The organism is Chryseobacterium sp. WX (assembly GCF_029542485.1).
Lineage (GTDB): Bacteria > Bacteroidota > Bacteroidia > Flavobacteriales > Weeksellaceae > Chryseobacterium > Chryseobacterium cucumeris.
On record NZ_CP120710.1, the window covers coordinates 3,303,827 to 3,319,531 of the forward strand.

A 15,705-nucleotide genomic window follows, 5' to 3' on the forward strand; every position below is an offset into this window, starting at 1 on the left:
CAGAATTTTTGTGAAAAAATATTTACAACACTCTGTAAACGGGATACTGTCTGAATGTTTTTTCTTCAAAATAAGGAGAATGTCTGTACACCCAATCTAATTGTGCATCTCCATCTTCTGACAGCTTTTTATCCGATGCTTTGGCAGCTTCAAACGCTTCTTTCAATTTTTTATCCTTTTTCAAAAGTTCAGCAGCTGTATCTTCGAAAATATAAGCGGAATAGTATTCTTTCTGTGCCAGAATTCCGTCAAAGAAATTCCAATTGAAAAATGAGTCTAATGCTTCAGGTTCAAGGGTTTCTATAATATATTTTACACCAGGCTGATTGGTTGAAACCAGATAATCTCCGGCTGTAAATACCCTATTTTTCTGCGTAGCATCAACCGTAGTTTCAAAATGCAGGTAGTGCCCTTCATAAGGATTTTTAACGGTTTTAAAATCTTTAATTTTATAGGACTCAACCGTTAAAGTACTGTCTTTCTGTATCGGTTTCATCTGAATATTATTTCTTTTAAATTCTTCAATCACCCGGTACTGCGACTGCGGAATTACATAATATTTTGGAATGGTAATATATCCCGTTGGAACAGCCGTCGTAAAGAGTTTTATATTCTTCGTAAAAGGCTTATTTCTGTCATAATACAGTCTTGGTTTGCCTGAAACTTCACTGGGCTTATATTTTCCTTCATAACCTTTAAAATCCATAGTAGAGAACTTCGTAGAATCTATTTTCCAACGGATTCCGTATTGTTTTCCAGCCTGATATTGTTTTAGATTTTCTATTCGAAGCTGCTTTATTTTATGATAATCTTTATCTAAATTCCGTAGATTCACCTGCATATATTTGTAAGTGGCATCTACCCTTTTATCATAAGGCTTCAGCATATGGGTTTCAGGAACTGTTCCCAGAGAGTTGAAAAGGGAAGTATATCCTGTAGAATATCTCGGAGAATCTTCAAATGAGGCAAATCCTACTTCCGGAACATCTCCGTGGATATTGACATAGGGAGTACTATCATACCCCAGTTTTTTCATATCCTCAATATTTTTAGCCTGATAATCATTGTAGAAATAATTTCCAAGGGTATTTCCCAAACGTTCTTTAAATGTAGAAATATAGGTGAACGTACATTGATAATCTGCTCCGTTGCTGACATGGTTATCGATAAAAATATCCGGTTTCAACCATTGATAGATTTCCTGAAAGCTTCTTGCATTTTTAGAATCTGCTTTGATAAAATCTCTGTTCAGGTCATAATTCCTTGCATTTCCTCTGAAACCGTACTGCTCCGGTCCATTTTGATTGGCTCTCGAGTAAGATCCTCTGTTCAACATTCCACTGACATTGTAAGCGGAAATCGCAGCAATAATAAAATTCTGCGGAGTTTTAATTTTTTTAGCCGCAAGATCTCTCATCAACATCATGGTAGCATCTATTCCATCCGGCTCTCCCGGGTGAATTCCATTGTTGACAAAAAGAATGGCTTTGTCTTTTCTTAATTTTTCAAGGTCTTTTTCAGGAAAGGGATTATAAACCACTACATAAATTGGCTTTCCGTTGTCATCTTCTCCTTTTTTAAGGTACTGAATAGTATTGAAATTTTTCGCCAGATCCTGATAATAGCTGTTCATTTCGTCGTAGGTAACTGTCTGATTTCCGTTCCCTTTTTCAAAAGGGGTCTGAAATGATTTTTGAGCCAAAAACAAGGTAGAACTTAAGGTGAATAAAAGATATTTCAGTTTCATTGAAGTCATATTTTCAGACTTTAAAATTAATCATCTTTTGTGAGAAACGGGGATGTGCTGGCAGTCAAAATTGCAAAAGATTGAAAAGTTAAAGTTGTTTTGCAGATAAAAACCTAACAGGTTTTGAAAACCTGTTAGGTTTGTTCTCAACAGTATTAATTTCGCCCTTTTTCTTTTGGATATAAGGAAGGAAGCGGATCACTTTGCCAGAATTGCTTGGAGTCAATATCCATGATGGATAAAGATCCGGTATAGGCTGCTCCGGTATCCATATTCCAGATATTAGCTTTATTGGCTGGTATTTTGATCCCAATATCAAGAGTAGGCGTATGTCCGATGAATATTTCTTTATACAATAGCAGTCTTTTAGGATATAATTCAGAATTTTTCGACAGTTTTTTATCCATTGCCACGGCAGTTTCCCAAAGCGTTCTGTCCCAACGGTAATTGCTTGAGTACACTTCTTTTTCAGGACCGTGCATGGAAGCGTATCCGGCATGAATAAACAACCGGTTCTGATCATCAATATGATAATTTTTCATCCTTTGAAAGAATTCGAGATGAATATCCAGATCTTCAAGAGAATAATCAGCATAACTTTCTACTGTACTTTTTCCTCCATTGAAAAGCCACAAATCAGGTTTTTGTCCTAAATTCAACCAATCTTCACACCATGCATCATGATTCCCTTTGATAAAAATACATTCCTGTCTTTCAGAAAGCTCCAGTAAGAACTGTACGACTTGTGAAGATTCGCTCCAACCATCTACATAATCTCCGAGGAAAATCAGTTGATCATTTTTCATCACTCCTGCTCTTTCAAGAACTTGTTGTAAGGCTTTAAACCCTCCGTGGATATCTCCTATGACTAATGTTCTGCTCATTTTACTTCGAAATATATTTTGCATCTACGAAATCTGTTAACCAAACCCCGTTTGCAGACTGAAAGAAAGATAATCCTTCCTGATGCATTGTTCCGGTTCTGATCGTAAGAATCACAGGTTTGCCGTGTCTCATTCCGACCTTTGCAGCAGTCTCTTTATCAGCACTTAAGTGTACATGCTGACGGCTTCTTTTTTCAATTCCTTTTTCTAAAATAGAAGAAATATTGGCTTCTGCTGTTCCATGGTACAGAAATTCCGGAGGCTGTTTGGCTTCCAAAGCCAGGTCAATATCAATAGAGTGTCCCTGACTTGCTCTGATCATTGTTTTATCTTCATTAAAAGCAAAACGTTTTTTATTGTTGGTTTCTACCACCTCATCTAATTCTTCGGAGGTAAAATATATTCTTTTCTTTGCTGATTTCTCCCGCAGTTCTTCTATATCTGCCCAACCGTTTTCATCGAGCGTAAGCCCAATGCTTTCAGGCTGATGCCGCAGGATCAGGCTTAAAAATTTACTTATTTTTTTCTTTTCTATTTCGTTCATGGATTGTGTTTTAATTCATTAATTTTTGGTGTAATTTCTCACACAATGCTTCAATATCATCCTTTCTCACCAGCTCAGAAAGCCATTCTTGTGGAATATTTTCATATCCATAATAAATTCCGGCAATTCCTCCTGTGATAGCTCCAGTTGTATCGGTATCTTCCCCGAGATTGACGGCCTTCAAAACAGCTTCAGAATAGCTTTCTGAGTTTAAAAAACACCATAGAGAGGCTTCCAGGCTGTGAAGAACATAGCCGCCGCTCTTAATTTCATCTTCAGGATATTTGGAAATATCATTTTTTAAGATCCTTCTGAAAAGTTCAATTTCATTAGGATTAAATCCTTGTTCTTCAGCATATTTTAAAGTGATATTCTGTGTTTGCTCATATGCTTCTTTTTTATTCTTTCCTTTCAACAGTTGAATGGCAAAAATGACATAGATGAAACAGGCAAAAACAGAACGGAAATGGCCGTGAGTTATTGTAGAAACCTCTTTTACCGTCAGATAGAGTTTCTGAATATCATTTTCCTTCTCAAGATAGAAAGCGAGGGGAAGAATTCTCATCAGAGAACCATTCCCGTTATCTTCTTCAAAAATATTTCCTGAAAATCGTGCACTCTCACCTTTGATTAATCTCGCCAGAGAATGTCTTGTCGTTCCTCCAATGTCAAAAAGCCTTCCATGGGCAGTCCAGTGACCGTATTTATTCCATTTTACGAAACTCTGTCCGATTTTTTCCAGATCATATCTTTTGGAAAGTTCATCAGCAAGGCAAAGTGTAAGAGAGCTGTCATCACTCCAGGTTCCTTTGGGTTGGTTCCATGACATATACTCCAGCATTTTCGTTACCGGAAAACGTTTTAAATCTTCTCTTTTTTTGAATTCTACAGGAACGCCAAGAGCGTCACCTATGCAAACACCCATAATTCCAGCTTTTACCTTATTTTCCATCAGGCTAAATTGACTAATTTATCAAATAATATTTTCATTCCCTGAGTGGCTGTTTCCTTCATTACTACAGCTCTCTGTCCGTATCCGAATCCCGTTTCATTAGGATTGATGACGATTAAAAGACAATCGTCCTTGATATCATGAATCAGTCCTGCTGCGGGATATACCTGCAAAGAAGTCCCGATAACCAGAAGAATATCCGATTCTTTTACGATTTCTCTTGCAGTCTGATATAAAGGAACATCTTCTCCGAACCAAACGATAAAAGGTCTTAATTGCGCTCCATCTTCAGCTTTATCACCAATTTTAATATCATCCTTCTGTTCATAAATCAGGTTTTTATTGTTGCATGAGCATGATTTGAACAGTTCTCCATGAATATGAAGAATCTTTGTAGATCCTGCTCTTTCGTGAAGGTCATCAATATTCTGGGTAATAATCTGAACATCAAAATATTTTTCCAGCTCAACCAGTAATTGATGCGCTTCGTTAGGTTGTACTTCATGCAGCTGGCGTCTTCTCTGATTGTAAAATTCCAGAACCAAAGCTCTGTCTTTTTTCCAGCCTTCCGGACTTGCTACATCCGTTACATTATGATTTTCCCAGAGACCGTCTCCGTCTCTGAAGGTTTTTATTCCGCTTTCGGCACTGATTCCGGCGCCGCTTAATATGGTTAGTTTTTTCATTGGTTTTTAATTTTTTCTAGTAAAACCTGGCCAGCAACAATAATCAACACGATTATAATAAAAGGAGCTACCAGAATCCCTAAAAGGGTATTTCCTATTCTTTTAAGTCGCTTTGGTCCAAATTTATCTTTCGTTTTATAATTGATAAAATCTACAAAATTTTCTTTATTTGTAAGCTCTTTATCATATCCTCGCCAATCAAAATTGGTCATAAAGTCTCCAAAAATATACAGATCGGGAGATTCAGGATGTGATAAATTGAAAAAATAAAAGGTTTCAAAATCCTGTCCCACCAGAGGTTCATACTCTATATTATACTGAAAACAAAAAAGACTTTCGGTGCTCAGTAAGCCTCTTTGCTTCAAAGCATCTTTCAATTGATTTTGGTATTTTTTCAGCTTTACAATATCATTTTCCACAGGGAAAACATTTGATTCTTTTCCAGCATGTTGAAGATAATAAATATAAATTTCAGGAAACTGCAGATTCAATTCTTTCTGAAGAAAAGCAATTTCTTCATTTGCCAATCCCACGTTAGGATCTTCAGGTTGATCTACGAATCTGAAATTATTTTTTTTCACAGTTGTAAAAGGTCTTTATAAATATTTTCATTTTCATCATCAAAACAGACAAAAATAACTTTCTCAATATTATATGAATGAAATTTTCTGACTTCATCTACCGCAATTTTTCCTGCCAGTTCTTTTGGAAATCTATAGACTCCTGTACTAATATTAGGAAAAGCAATCGTCTTCACACCAAGGCTTTCTGCCAAATTCAAAGAATTATGATAACAGTTTGCCAGAAGAATGGATTCCTTTTCTTCGTGACCGTTCCAAACTGGTCCTACTGTATGAATAACATATTTTGCAGGGAGATTTCCTGCATTTGTTACTACCGCTTCTCCCGTTTTGCATTTTCCTTGTCTATTTCTGATCGCAACACATTCTTCCAATATCTGAGATCCTCCCACTCTGTGAATAGCTCCATCTACACCGCCTCCCCCAAGTAAGGATGAATTGGCAGCGTTAACTATTGCATCAGCTTGGATTTTTGTGATGTCTCCTTTTATTAGTTCTATTTTCATTGTATTTCTTCAAATGGTTTCAGCATTTCTTCTTTCTTGGTAAGCACTGCGAAAACCACTCTTTTAAATTTATTTTTATATTTTCCCTGAAGATATTTCCCGAATAATCCTGCAATTTCTTTTGGATCATTTTTGAAGACACCGCATCCCCAGGCTCCTAAAATCAGAACTTCATTTCCTTGTTGTAAAGCCAGTGAAAGCATTTTATCCATTCTAAGATCCATTGCATCAAGAATTTCATGTGCTCTTTCCGGTTCCTGACGTTTTACCACCCCTGCATTGACTGCCGGAGACGTGATGAAATTACACAGAACAGGCTTAGGAAGCAACTCTCCCTTATCTTTCCTGAAAACAGGAACTTTAGGACTGTAAATCATTGTATCGGTATAAAAACAGGATTCCATTGCACGATGAATTGTGTAATAATCAAATGCCTGAAGTAAGCTTTCATACAGTCCGGAAGTTCTTGCCAGACTTTCTTCCTGTGCTTCTGCTCCATTGATAAATCCTCCACCCGGATTTTTTGCTGATGCAAAATTGAGACACATGATCTTCTCCTGATTTTCTTCTTCGGATAATTGTAAAATTGCTTTTAAAGAACTGCACTTCCAGGTTTCAATTTTTGTTTCAAAACTGATTTCCGGCAACGGAGATTCTTTCATTTCAGAAAGCTGTTCCGGAGTGAAAAGAGAGGTTTCTTTTTTACTGATTTCCAGCTCGTTTTCTATATTTATTTTTTCGTTATGTTCGTTAATATAATATTTTTTAGCTAAGATATCCAAAGTATCTTTTGCCATTCCTTTATTAGTCATAGTTAGTTTTTTTATTTTGATCATCAAATCTTCCAACTCAGCACTTGCAGCCTTCTTAAAGTCATCTCCTATAAAGACTTTGATTACTTTGATATCTCCTACAATTGCCTTATTAAAGCTGTTAAGATCCTCAGAAGGAACCCATAATTCATTGTGATTTCTAGCCCCGACATTCTGTGCAGGATATTGATCCGTCACTTTTTCCAACACCTCAAACCGGGTTACAAAACCAAGATAGTTTCCAGCTTCGTCTCTGGTGTTCCATTTTTCTGCAATCTCTGAAGCATATTCTTCATTAAGAACGGGGTAAAAAATGGGCTGCCATTCCAGTCTTGGAGGAAATTTTTTAAATCCGCTTTCCATAATCAAGATCATTTCTTTTTCTCCTACTGGTCTATATAATGTTGTTGTTTTCATGACGTTCGTTTATTTGGTTATACTGTGGCTCCAATTCTGTAAGCCAGTTCTTTTGACAGAGGATAGTTTTTTTCTACCGGCAGCAGTTTTTTTGCCTTATCAAATTCTCCCGACCTGGTAAGATTCAGAATCTTCTTAACCAAAGGAGAATAATCCTCTATTTTTACAATCCATTCTTCATTGAACTCCTCAATCAATGCGCGGCTGATTCCTACCTGAATGGAACGGTAATTCAGTTTTGCTCCTTTAATATTCCTTTCAGGATCCCACTGCACATATATTCCGGCATTTTCAAAATCTTTTTCCCATTTTCGGGGATCGGGATAGACCCTTTTTTCAGGTGAAGTAAGAATTGCTTTGCCTAAAGCTTTCTCCCAGGCTTCTCTTTTAATATGTAAGGCCAGGGTACATTCCTGATTGCATTTCTGTCCATAATTGCTGCGCTCCATCATCCAGAGAAAAGAAGGCTTTATCCAGGTCATCCTGCTGAATGAAAAAGGAGCTGTAAATTTCTGATTCTCTACGGCTGATTTTGCAATTGCTTTATTATAGGCTTGGTAGACAATCAGCGTGTCATTTTTATAATCTGCTCTTATTTCAAATTCTCTCATTGTTGGTTAATTTATTAAAAATCATACACATATACCTCCACATTCCTTACAAGCAATGTTCTTTCGATAATAGGTTCAATTTCTTCCCATTTTCCTCCTGCCAGTCCACATCCGATTCTTGGCATATGAACGCTTGCGTTCAACAGCAAAGCTTCGTTGGAAAGTTTTTCCAGAGCTTTTTCAATGGCATCATACCGAACAGGGACACCATTACTTCCGGTTTTTATTCCTTTTTGCCCGATTATATTGGCTACAAAAATGTATTTTTCAACCTGAACCAATTGAATTTCTCCTAAAGCAAAATTATTTTTACTTCTGAAACGGTGCCAGTTTCTATATTCTTTTTCCGGCTCTTCCCATCTTTTGGAAACTGCCAGTACAAAACCTTTTCCCCAACCTCCGATATCATTGCAGATGTGGGCGATGATCTTTATTCCTTTGGCCTGTGGGACCGTAGCATCCCCTTTTAAATATTGTATAGTTTTCATGGTTATTTTCTTTTATTCTCTATCATATCCTCCTCTCCAAATAAAATTAACATTTTTAACTGCTGAATTTAAAAAATCCGTTTAAAATCTTTAGAATAAGGAGAATAGGATCCATAGACAACATCAAATTCCTCATCAAGATTTTCTACTTTAAATTCCTCATCAATCTGATCCAGACAAGTAATGACAAGATTTTTTTTAACCGGAAATGCATAAGCTCCATCCAGTTTTAAGGCATAATTCAGCAGTTTGTAATCTATTTCTCCGGTTCTTAGCTCCTTTTGATATTCATTGAATATACAGGTTTCTTCTTCATTGTTTTTCAGATTCATTTCTTTTTCATTGCTCATCCAGCCGTTTCCATGACGGGTTGCATAACTTCTGGTCACATAATACATTTCAATATCTTCAATCTTTAAAAGCTTACAAATCTCACAGGCATTTTTTGAAGTCGTATGTGCATAAGTCACATTGGGAAAAACGCCATGGTCCATATCGAGTAAAATACCCTGACTTCCTTCGAAAATGAGGTGATCAAACGAAGCCAGGTATTTATAATCATTTATCTTCCAATCAATAGCTTCAATAGCATTTAAGAAAGGTTCTAAAAGTTCACTGATCTCGCCTTCTTCTACAAAACCATAGTAATAGGCAATTCCTTTCAGTTTTTCTATCAGCATTTCTCTGGGTGCTATGAGGTCTATAGCAAATAGTTTATAAGGACTTTCGTTTCTTTTCATCGTGGCTCCCACTCCTTTTCCGCAGGTTCCGTGTTCCAGATTACGGGCATTTGTTCTGTTCTGCCATACATCGAAAGGAGTTGTCAGCTTTGCCAATGGATGGATATGCAGCTCAATGTTTCCGTTCTTTGCTTTTAACTCTTCTCTTTCATTCAGAAGAAAAACCGGATGAATCGTACAATGCTCGGTAAAGTAAGAAGGCAGACCACGAAGTGCACCACTGGAAAAACTGGAATGCACATGCTTTCTTTCATTCATCATTACGGTATGGGCAGCCTGCTGTCCTCCTGAAAATCTGATCACAACAGCTTCCGGATTCTGAGAAGCCAGAAAATCTGTGGTAATTCCTTTTCCTTCATCACCAAAACCAAGTCCTATTACTATTTGCGCCTTTTTCATGTCTTTTAATTTTTGAGGTTTCTAGTATTATCATTCCTATTTTAGGACGACATTGACAGGTTTCTAAAGCATCTGAAACTGATCCAATCCTCCTGTTCCTGTTGTTCCCATGCTTTTGCTTTTAAACTTATCACAGATAATGTTTTTAATAACATTCGGAATGTCCCTGTGATCTGCTATGGAAATACAGTTTTGTCCTAATAATTCTTTCCAGCCTCTGTCTGCTCTCAGTGCCTGATCGGAATGCAAAACACTGATGTGGTATACTTCATATTTTTTCTTTGCTTCTTCCAGCAGTTCAAAATGAGTATAGGTTTGCTGTCCTTTTCCCATGATTTCCCTGATTGCAGATGCAGAAAGTATTTTTAAACAAGGTTCATCACCTACGGTAAACAATAATCCTTTTTGTCCTCTTTTTTCAAACGCATCTGTTCTGGTGTGAAATGCTGCAAAATACCACGCTAAAAGATAGCTTTCTCCAGCATTTCCACCACCTCCGGACTCAATATAAGTTCTTGTGAGCCACATATCCAGTTCTTCATCTCCTGATTCGAACTGTCCCACCTGAAGCGGATAACCATCACATTCATGATCTCCGATTCCAAGGAATAATAAGGCCGGATCAGGAACGCCTCCCTGGATAATTCCGCCCATGAGTTTCGGTAATCCATCTCTGATCAACTCATGAGGAATATGTCCCATACTTCCGGTAACATCTAATCCTAAAATAATGGGAACTGAATGAGGGTGAACTTCTGAATCTCTGGATTCCCTGAAAGAAACTCCATGAGGATTCATCGATTCATGAGCTATTCTTTTGGCATTCTGAGTGAAAATTTCCCCTGCGGATTTTGTTCCGTAACCTGCTTTTCTTGCTCTGTCATAACGAGCTTCTAAATCATATCTTGTACTTCCCATGACTATAATTTTTTTCCAAATAAATATTCAAATCTCTTTTGGGTAACTTCGAGCTGAATATTCAGATTTCTGATTGTTAATGATAATTCCATGTCTTTCTGAACGAATGCTTCGGGATTGAAATCCACAAAAGTCAGACTGTTTCTGTCTAAAGGACTGATATCAATAAGCCCTTCCTGTTCGCGCTTGAGTCTTTTAATTTTTAATTCGATATCTTCCACTCTGCGCCTGTAAATCAGTTCGGAATCTGCTCCGATGATTTTTGCACGGTCTTCTCTGATCTGATCATTATTTCTTTGTAATGATTCGATAAATCTGGGTTTTAATTCATCTTCCATGATCAAATATTTTTATTTGTGTTAAAATTACGCTAATCAAACAAGACATAGCAATGCCTTTCTCCGATCCTGTTGACTTATACTATTGAATACATTATATCTGTTCTCACAACATATTTCAAGCCACTGATCAGTGTTTTTCCTTCGTGTCTTAAAGGGTGGTGAAAAACAAGAGCGGTTCCTTTCTTCGGAGCTACTGTAAACAGGTTTTCAAATTCTGTTTCTCCTCCTTCAAAATCATCATTCAGATAGATCATAAAAGTGTAGAAACTTTTCTCCTTTTCATTTCGGATATAACTTACATCTCTGTGCATTTTGAACTGCTGTCCGGGAGCATATTTATAAATCCTGAGCATTTCATTAAAGTTAAAAAGTTGATATCCATCACATTCCTGAGGCAGAAACTCTACAGCCTTATTAAAAAGCTCTTCAGCAATTGCAGTATCAAAAACCATCAGTCGGTCATTATTTCTGATTCCTTTATTCATCTGCTGGCGTCCGAATACATTGATTTTTGCTTCTTCAAAGACTTTTTCCTGCGAAAGACTGATATAATGATCACATTCAGTCTCAGTAAGAAAATTTTCAATCAGAAATATTTGTGGGTGTAATTCTATTTTTTCCATAATTAATATTTTGTGTCTGGTTTGTGTTTTATCTTCTTAATTCATCTCTTACTTCCATCAAGGCAAATCCTAAAAGGTTTTCTCCGTTCCATAATAAAGGGTTTTCTGCTCTGTTATCCGTTTCCAGCATCCCGATTCCCCAAATTCTATCATAAGGGCTTGCCTCCACCAAAACTTTGTCTCCGGTTGATAAAAGAAAGTCTTTAAATTTCTGATTTTGAGAGAATTTCAAAAGATTTCCCTGAGTTACAATCTGATATTTATGTTCATCCCACTGTTTCGGATCAAAGTTTTTTACTTTTCTACCCAGAGCTTTTGCCTGATTCGGAGTAGCGGCTTTTAAAATTTCCTTTTCCATTTCAACATCATTAAATAATCTTGCTTTTGCAGCCATCATATAATGTTCTGCTGTTCTATAGGTATTTCCGTTTTCTTCAAAACTTCCTGGAAACCATTGGCTTAAACATGATTTGGTAACAATATCTTTTGCCGTGTGTCCCCAGAAAAAGAGATATTTTATCTTTTCTTTTTTTTGAAAGCGTTCTATAATATTTTGTAAGGTATATTTCATGATTGCGTTATTTTGACACAAATTTAAAAGAATATCAGTCTTTGCACCAAATTTATTTGTGTTAATTTTACGCTAATAAATATAATTAATTGATTTTCAGTAACAATAATTTAATCTTAACAAACACGAATAACACAAATTTTAATCACAAATGACACAAATTTGATAGGTTTCAGCTAAAACTGGTGGAATTTGATCTTAAAAATTGTTATTACATCAATGTCATTCTAAACACAGACTGAAGGTCTGCGAACGTAGTTCAACAGTGTAGTGAAGAATCTAACCAATTACGAGATTCTTCCTCCGTCAGAATGACTGAAGACCGATAATACAATCCGGAGTTAGATATTTCCTATTGAATGTCTTAATACTGTTTAATGTGCATTCCGAAAATGCCTGTAAATATTAATTAATATTTGTGCAAGACATTTGTGAAATCTGTGTTTAAAACAATCTATTTAATCTCAAAGTAAAAGCCCTGCTCTTCAAGCTCCTTATATTTTTCTTTATTGAAAGTAAAAAGTTTTCCGGGTCTCCCGCTGCCTTCTTTTTTAACGTTGTTGGTTTCGTTAAGCAATCCGTAACTCATGATTTTTTTGCGGAAATTTCTTCTGTCAATTTCTTGTCCGACAATGGTTTTATAAAGATTTTCAAGATCTGAAAAAGGGAATTCTTCATTGAGAAGATTGAAGCCGATTGGCTGGTATTGAATTTTTGTACGAAGTCTTTTTAGAGCAGTTTCAATAATTGTTTTATGATCAAAAGCAACTGAAGGAAGTTTATTGATACTAAACCATTGTGCATCTTCCGCATCCGAATCGGCAAACAATTCATGGTAAGACGGGTTTACAAGACCTAAATAAGCCACAGAAACCACTCTGTTTCTTGGATCACGGCCCAGATTGCCAAAAGTATACAGTTGTTCCAAAAAATCGGGCTTTATACCGGCTTCTTCATACAATTCTCTTTTTACCGCATCATCTACACTTTCAACATCAAGAACAAGCCCTCCCGGAAGTGCCCAGCCTCCTTTAAAAGGTTCAATATTTCTTTTAATCAGAAGGATCTGAAGATCTTTTTTATCAAAATATCCGAAAATAACGGCATCTACAGCCACTTTTATATCCTGTAATTTTTTTGGAGACTCCATAAATTGATTTGCGTTACGAATACACAAAGTTACAATTTATGGTTGTATTAAAAAATAATTTCCGTTATAATAAAAGTTCTTATCTTTAATTTATCTTTCTAACCATCTTAAAACTAAATCATTATGAAAAATTTATTAACAATTCTTTCCGTTGCTATTCTGTTAATAGCTTGTGAGAAAGGAAAAACGACAGCTTCCACTGGTTCTGATAAAACAGATTCAGCTTCTACATCTGAATGGAAACCTGTAGATTCCGCAACCGCCATGAAAGACTGGATGGCATACTCAACTCCGGGAGAAATGCAGAAAATGCTTGCAAAATCTGATGGAACCTGGACAGGAGAAACGACAATGTGGATGGAAAACGGAGCCAAACCTATGATGAGTAAATCTGAAGCAACCAATAAAATGATGCTTGGCGGACGTTATCAGATCACAAATCACAAAGGAGACTTTATGGGAATGCCTTTTGAAGGAATGAGCATTGTGGGATATGATAACGCAAAGAAAAAGTTTGTTAGTACGTGGATCGATAATATGGGAACCGGAATCATGCATAGCGAAGGCGACTGGAACCCTTCCACAAAATCAGTTGAATTCAAAGGGAAAATGACAGATCCTTCAAGACCTGGAAAAGACTGTGATTTCAGAGAAGTATTCACCTTTGTGGATGATAATACTCAAAAGCTTGAAATGTATGGCCCGGATTTCAAGACCGGAAAGGAATATAAAACAATGGAAATAAAATATACGCGTAAAAAATAAATGCATTAAAAAAACCGCTTCTGATGAAGCGGTTTTACTTTATAATAGATTAATAATTAATCATTTAATTTTAGTACAGCCATGAACGCTGATTGTGGTACTTCTACTCTACCAATCTGCTTCATTTTCTTCTTACCTTCTTTCTGCTTTTCCAATAACTTACGTTTTCTGGAAATATCCCCTCCGTAACATTTTGCGGTAACGTCTTTTCTCAAGGCCTTAATCGTTTCTCTTGCGATTACTTTCGTACCTAATGCAGCCTGAACAGCAATATCAAACTGTTGTCTCGGGATCAGCTCACGAAGCTTTTCACACATTCTTTTACCGATATAATAAGCATTAGAATCGTGAATCAATGAAGATAAGGCATCTACCATATCACCATTGATCAGGATATCCATTTTTACAAGCTTGGAAGCTCTGAATCCGATTGGATGATAATCGAATGAAGCATATCCTTTAGAGATAGATTTTAATCTGTCATAGAAGTCGAATACCACCTCAGCAAGAGGCATATTGAAAATTAACTCTACTCTTTCTGATGTCAGATAACTCTGGTTAACAATTTCTCCTCTCTTTTCAATACATAAAGTCATTACTGCTCCTACGAAATCGGATTTTGTAATGATAGAAGCCTTTATGAAAGGTTCTTCTACTCTGTCCATCGTTGAAGGATCCATCATTTCAGACGGGTTATTGATCAGAATGGGAACTTCAGGTTCTTTTTTAGTATATCCAAAATAAGATACGTTTGGTACCGTGGTGATTACGTTCATATTAAACTCTCTGTCAAGACGTTCCTGAACAATTTCCATGTGCAGCATTCCCAAGAATCCGCAACGGAAACCAAAACCAAGAGCGGCAGAACTTTCCGGTTCGAAAACCAGAGAAGCATCATTCAGTCTTAATTTTTCAAGAGAGAATCTTAATTCTTCAAAATCCTCAGAATCGATTGGATAAATCCCCGCAAATACCATTGGCTTTACTTCCTCAAATCCGTCAATTGGTGCATCAGCAGGTTTTTCAAAAGATGTGATGGTATCTCCTACTTTTACTTCACGGGCATCTTTAATACCGGATACAAGATATCCTACATCTCCGCAATGGATCGTTTTCTTGGGAACCTGCTTCAGTTTTAATGTACCTACCTCATCAGCTCCATATTCCTTTCCTGTAGCGAAGAATTTGATCTTTTCATTTTTAGTGATGCTTCCATTCACTACTTTAAAATAAGCTTCAATACCTCTGAACGGGTTGTATACAGAGTCAAAGATCAAAGCCTGCAGTGGGCCGTCAGGATCTCCTATCGGTGCAGGAATTCTTTCAACAATCTGCTCTAAAAGGTTATGAACACCTTCTCCTGTTTTACCGGAAACTCTCAATACATCTTCATATTCGCATCCGATAAGGTTCATGATCTCATCGGTTACTTCTTCAGGATTTGCAGACGGAAGGTCAATTTTATTCAAAATCGGAATGATCGTTAAATCATTTTCCAATGCAAGATACAGGTTACTAATAGTCTGTGCCTGAATACTTTGCGCAGCATCTACAATAAGAAGTGCACCTTCACAGGCAGCAATAGAACGGGAAACTTCATAAGAGAAGTCAACGTGTCCCGGGGTATCAATAAGGTTTAAAATATATTTTTCTCCTTTATACTCATAATCCATCTGGATAGCATGTGATTTGATTGTAATCCCACGTTCTTTCTCCAGATCCATATCATCCAGCGTCTGAGACTGTAATTCTCTTTGGGTAACGGTATTCGTGTACTCCAATAGACGGTCTGCCAGGGTACTTTTACCATGGTCGATATGAGCGATTATGCAAAAATTTCGTATGTTTTTCATTTAAGAATCTTGTAGTTTGCAAAGATAAGAAAATGCAGGAGAATTTTTCATTCTTAATTCTTTCTTTTAACTGAAACACAGATAACAATAAGAAGAGAGGTAAAATTTTCCCTCTTT

At 36.6% G+C, this 15,705-nt stretch carries 18 protein-coding genes; 1 reads left to right on the forward strand and 17 read right to left on the reverse strand.

Annotated elements, in window-relative coordinates; translation table 11 throughout:
* Nucleotides 1-22: 22 nt before the first annotated feature.
* The 16 genes from PZ898_RS14850 to PZ898_RS14925 all read right to left on the reverse strand — a co-directional run bounded on the left by PZ898_RS14850 (nucleotide 23) and on the right by PZ898_RS14925 (nucleotide 12,970).
* On the reverse strand, nucleotides 23-1,747 hold the full coding sequence (locus tag PZ898_RS14850; RefSeq protein ID WP_277693636.1) for a hypothetical protein: 1,725 nt from the start codon (nucleotides 1,745-1,747) through the stop codon (nucleotides 23-25).
* A 155-nt stretch (nucleotides 1,748-1,902) separates the two neighbouring features.
* On the reverse strand, nucleotides 1,903-2,631 hold the full coding sequence (locus PZ898_RS14855) for a metallophosphoesterase family protein (protein WP_120232293.1): 729 nt from the start codon (nucleotides 2,629-2,631) through the stop codon (nucleotides 1,903-1,905).
* Between the two features lies 1 nt (nucleotide 2,632).
* Nucleotides 2,633-3,175 (reverse strand): RNA 2'-phosphotransferase, encoded by a 543-nt coding sequence (locus PZ898_RS14860; RefSeq protein ID WP_277693637.1) that lies wholly within the window; start codon nucleotides 3,173-3,175, stop codon nucleotides 2,633-2,635.
* 10 nt (nucleotides 3,176-3,185) lie between these two features.
* The gene (locus tag PZ898_RS14865) at nucleotides 3,186-4,127 is read right to left on the reverse strand and encodes an ADP-ribosylglycohydrolase family protein (protein ID WP_277693638.1); all 942 of its coding nucleotides are present in this window, start codon (nucleotides 4,125-4,127) and stop codon (nucleotides 3,186-3,188) included.
* Complete coding sequence (locus PZ898_RS14870; protein ID WP_277693639.1) at nucleotides 4,127-4,813, reverse strand: NAD-dependent deacylase; 687 nt, start codon at nucleotides 4,811-4,813, stop codon at nucleotides 4,127-4,129. Before PZ898_RS14870 ends, PZ898_RS14865 begins: the two co-directional genes overlap by 1 nt.
* Nucleotides 4,810-5,394, reverse strand: coding sequence for a hypothetical protein (locus PZ898_RS14875; RefSeq protein WP_277693640.1), 585 nt, complete (start codon nucleotides 5,392-5,394; stop codon nucleotides 4,810-4,812). The genes PZ898_RS14870 and PZ898_RS14875 overlap by 4 nt, the downstream gene beginning before the upstream one ends.
* Nucleotides 5,391-5,900 carry an O-acetyl-ADP-ribose deacetylase gene (locus PZ898_RS14880; RefSeq protein WP_062672767.1) on the reverse strand — a complete coding sequence of 170 codons (510 nt, stop codon included), beginning with the start codon at nucleotides 5,898-5,900 and terminating at the stop codon, nucleotides 5,391-5,393. The genes PZ898_RS14875 and PZ898_RS14880 overlap by 4 nt, the downstream gene beginning before the upstream one ends.
* Nucleotides 5,897-7,129, reverse strand: coding sequence for a TIGR02452 family protein (locus PZ898_RS14885; RefSeq protein WP_277693641.1), 1,233 nt, complete (start codon nucleotides 7,127-7,129; stop codon nucleotides 5,897-5,899). The genes PZ898_RS14880 and PZ898_RS14885 overlap by 4 nt, the downstream gene beginning before the upstream one ends.
* A 17-nt stretch (nucleotides 7,130-7,146) precedes the next feature.
* Nucleotides 7,147-7,740, reverse strand: coding sequence for a DUF4291 domain-containing protein (locus PZ898_RS14890; protein WP_277693642.1), 594 nt, complete (start codon nucleotides 7,738-7,740; stop codon nucleotides 7,147-7,149).
* A gap of 14 nt (nucleotides 7,741-7,754) precedes the next feature.
* Nucleotides 7,755-8,228, reverse strand: coding sequence for a macro domain-containing protein (locus tag PZ898_RS14895; RefSeq protein WP_123278742.1), 474 nt, complete (start codon nucleotides 8,226-8,228; stop codon nucleotides 7,755-7,757).
* A 68-nt stretch (nucleotides 8,229-8,296) separates the two neighbouring features.
* Nucleotides 8,297-9,367, reverse strand: a complete 1,071-nt coding sequence (locus PZ898_RS14900) for an adenylosuccinate synthetase (RefSeq protein ID WP_277693643.1) — start codon at nucleotides 9,365-9,367, stop codon at nucleotides 8,297-8,299.
* A 63-nt stretch (nucleotides 9,368-9,430) separates the two neighbouring features.
* Nucleotides 9,431-10,285, reverse strand: coding sequence for a hypothetical protein (locus PZ898_RS14905; protein WP_277693644.1), 855 nt, complete (start codon nucleotides 10,283-10,285; stop codon nucleotides 9,431-9,433).
* 2 nt (nucleotides 10,286-10,287) lie between these two features.
* Nucleotides 10,288-10,623 carry a hypothetical protein gene (locus PZ898_RS14910; protein ID WP_277693645.1) on the reverse strand — a complete coding sequence of 112 codons (336 nt, stop codon included), beginning with the start codon at nucleotides 10,621-10,623 and terminating at the stop codon, nucleotides 10,288-10,290.
* Between the two features lie 77 nt (nucleotides 10,624-10,700).
* Nucleotides 10,701-11,249 carry a 2OG-Fe(II) oxygenase gene (locus tag PZ898_RS14915; RefSeq protein WP_277693646.1) on the reverse strand — a complete coding sequence of 183 codons (549 nt, stop codon included), beginning with the start codon at nucleotides 11,247-11,249 and terminating at the stop codon, nucleotides 10,701-10,703.
* 28 nt (nucleotides 11,250-11,277) lie between these two features.
* Nucleotides 11,278-11,820 (reverse strand): NADAR family protein, encoded by a 543-nt coding sequence (locus PZ898_RS14920; RefSeq protein ID WP_277693647.1) that lies wholly within the window; start codon nucleotides 11,818-11,820, stop codon nucleotides 11,278-11,280.
* Nucleotides 11,821-12,274: 454 nt separating this feature from the next.
* A complete protein-coding gene (locus PZ898_RS14925) occupies nucleotides 12,275-12,970 on the reverse strand; it encodes an NUDIX domain-containing protein (RefSeq protein ID WP_277693648.1) in 696 nt (231 codons plus the stop codon).
* A gap of 123 nt (nucleotides 12,971-13,093) precedes the next feature.
* Between PZ898_RS14925 and PZ898_RS14930 the strand changes: the two genes are divergently transcribed.
* Nucleotides 13,094-13,735, forward strand: a complete 642-nt coding sequence (locus PZ898_RS14930; RefSeq protein WP_277693649.1) for a DUF1579 domain-containing protein — start codon at nucleotides 13,094-13,096, stop codon at nucleotides 13,733-13,735.
* Between the two features lie 56 nt (nucleotides 13,736-13,791).
* Here PZ898_RS14930 and lepA read toward each other — a convergent pair whose 3' ends face one another.
* A complete protein-coding gene (gene lepA, locus PZ898_RS14935; protein WP_277693650.1) occupies nucleotides 13,792-15,588 on the reverse strand; it encodes a translation elongation factor 4 in 1,797 nt (598 codons plus the stop codon).
* Nucleotides 15,589-15,705 lie beyond the last annotated feature (117 nt).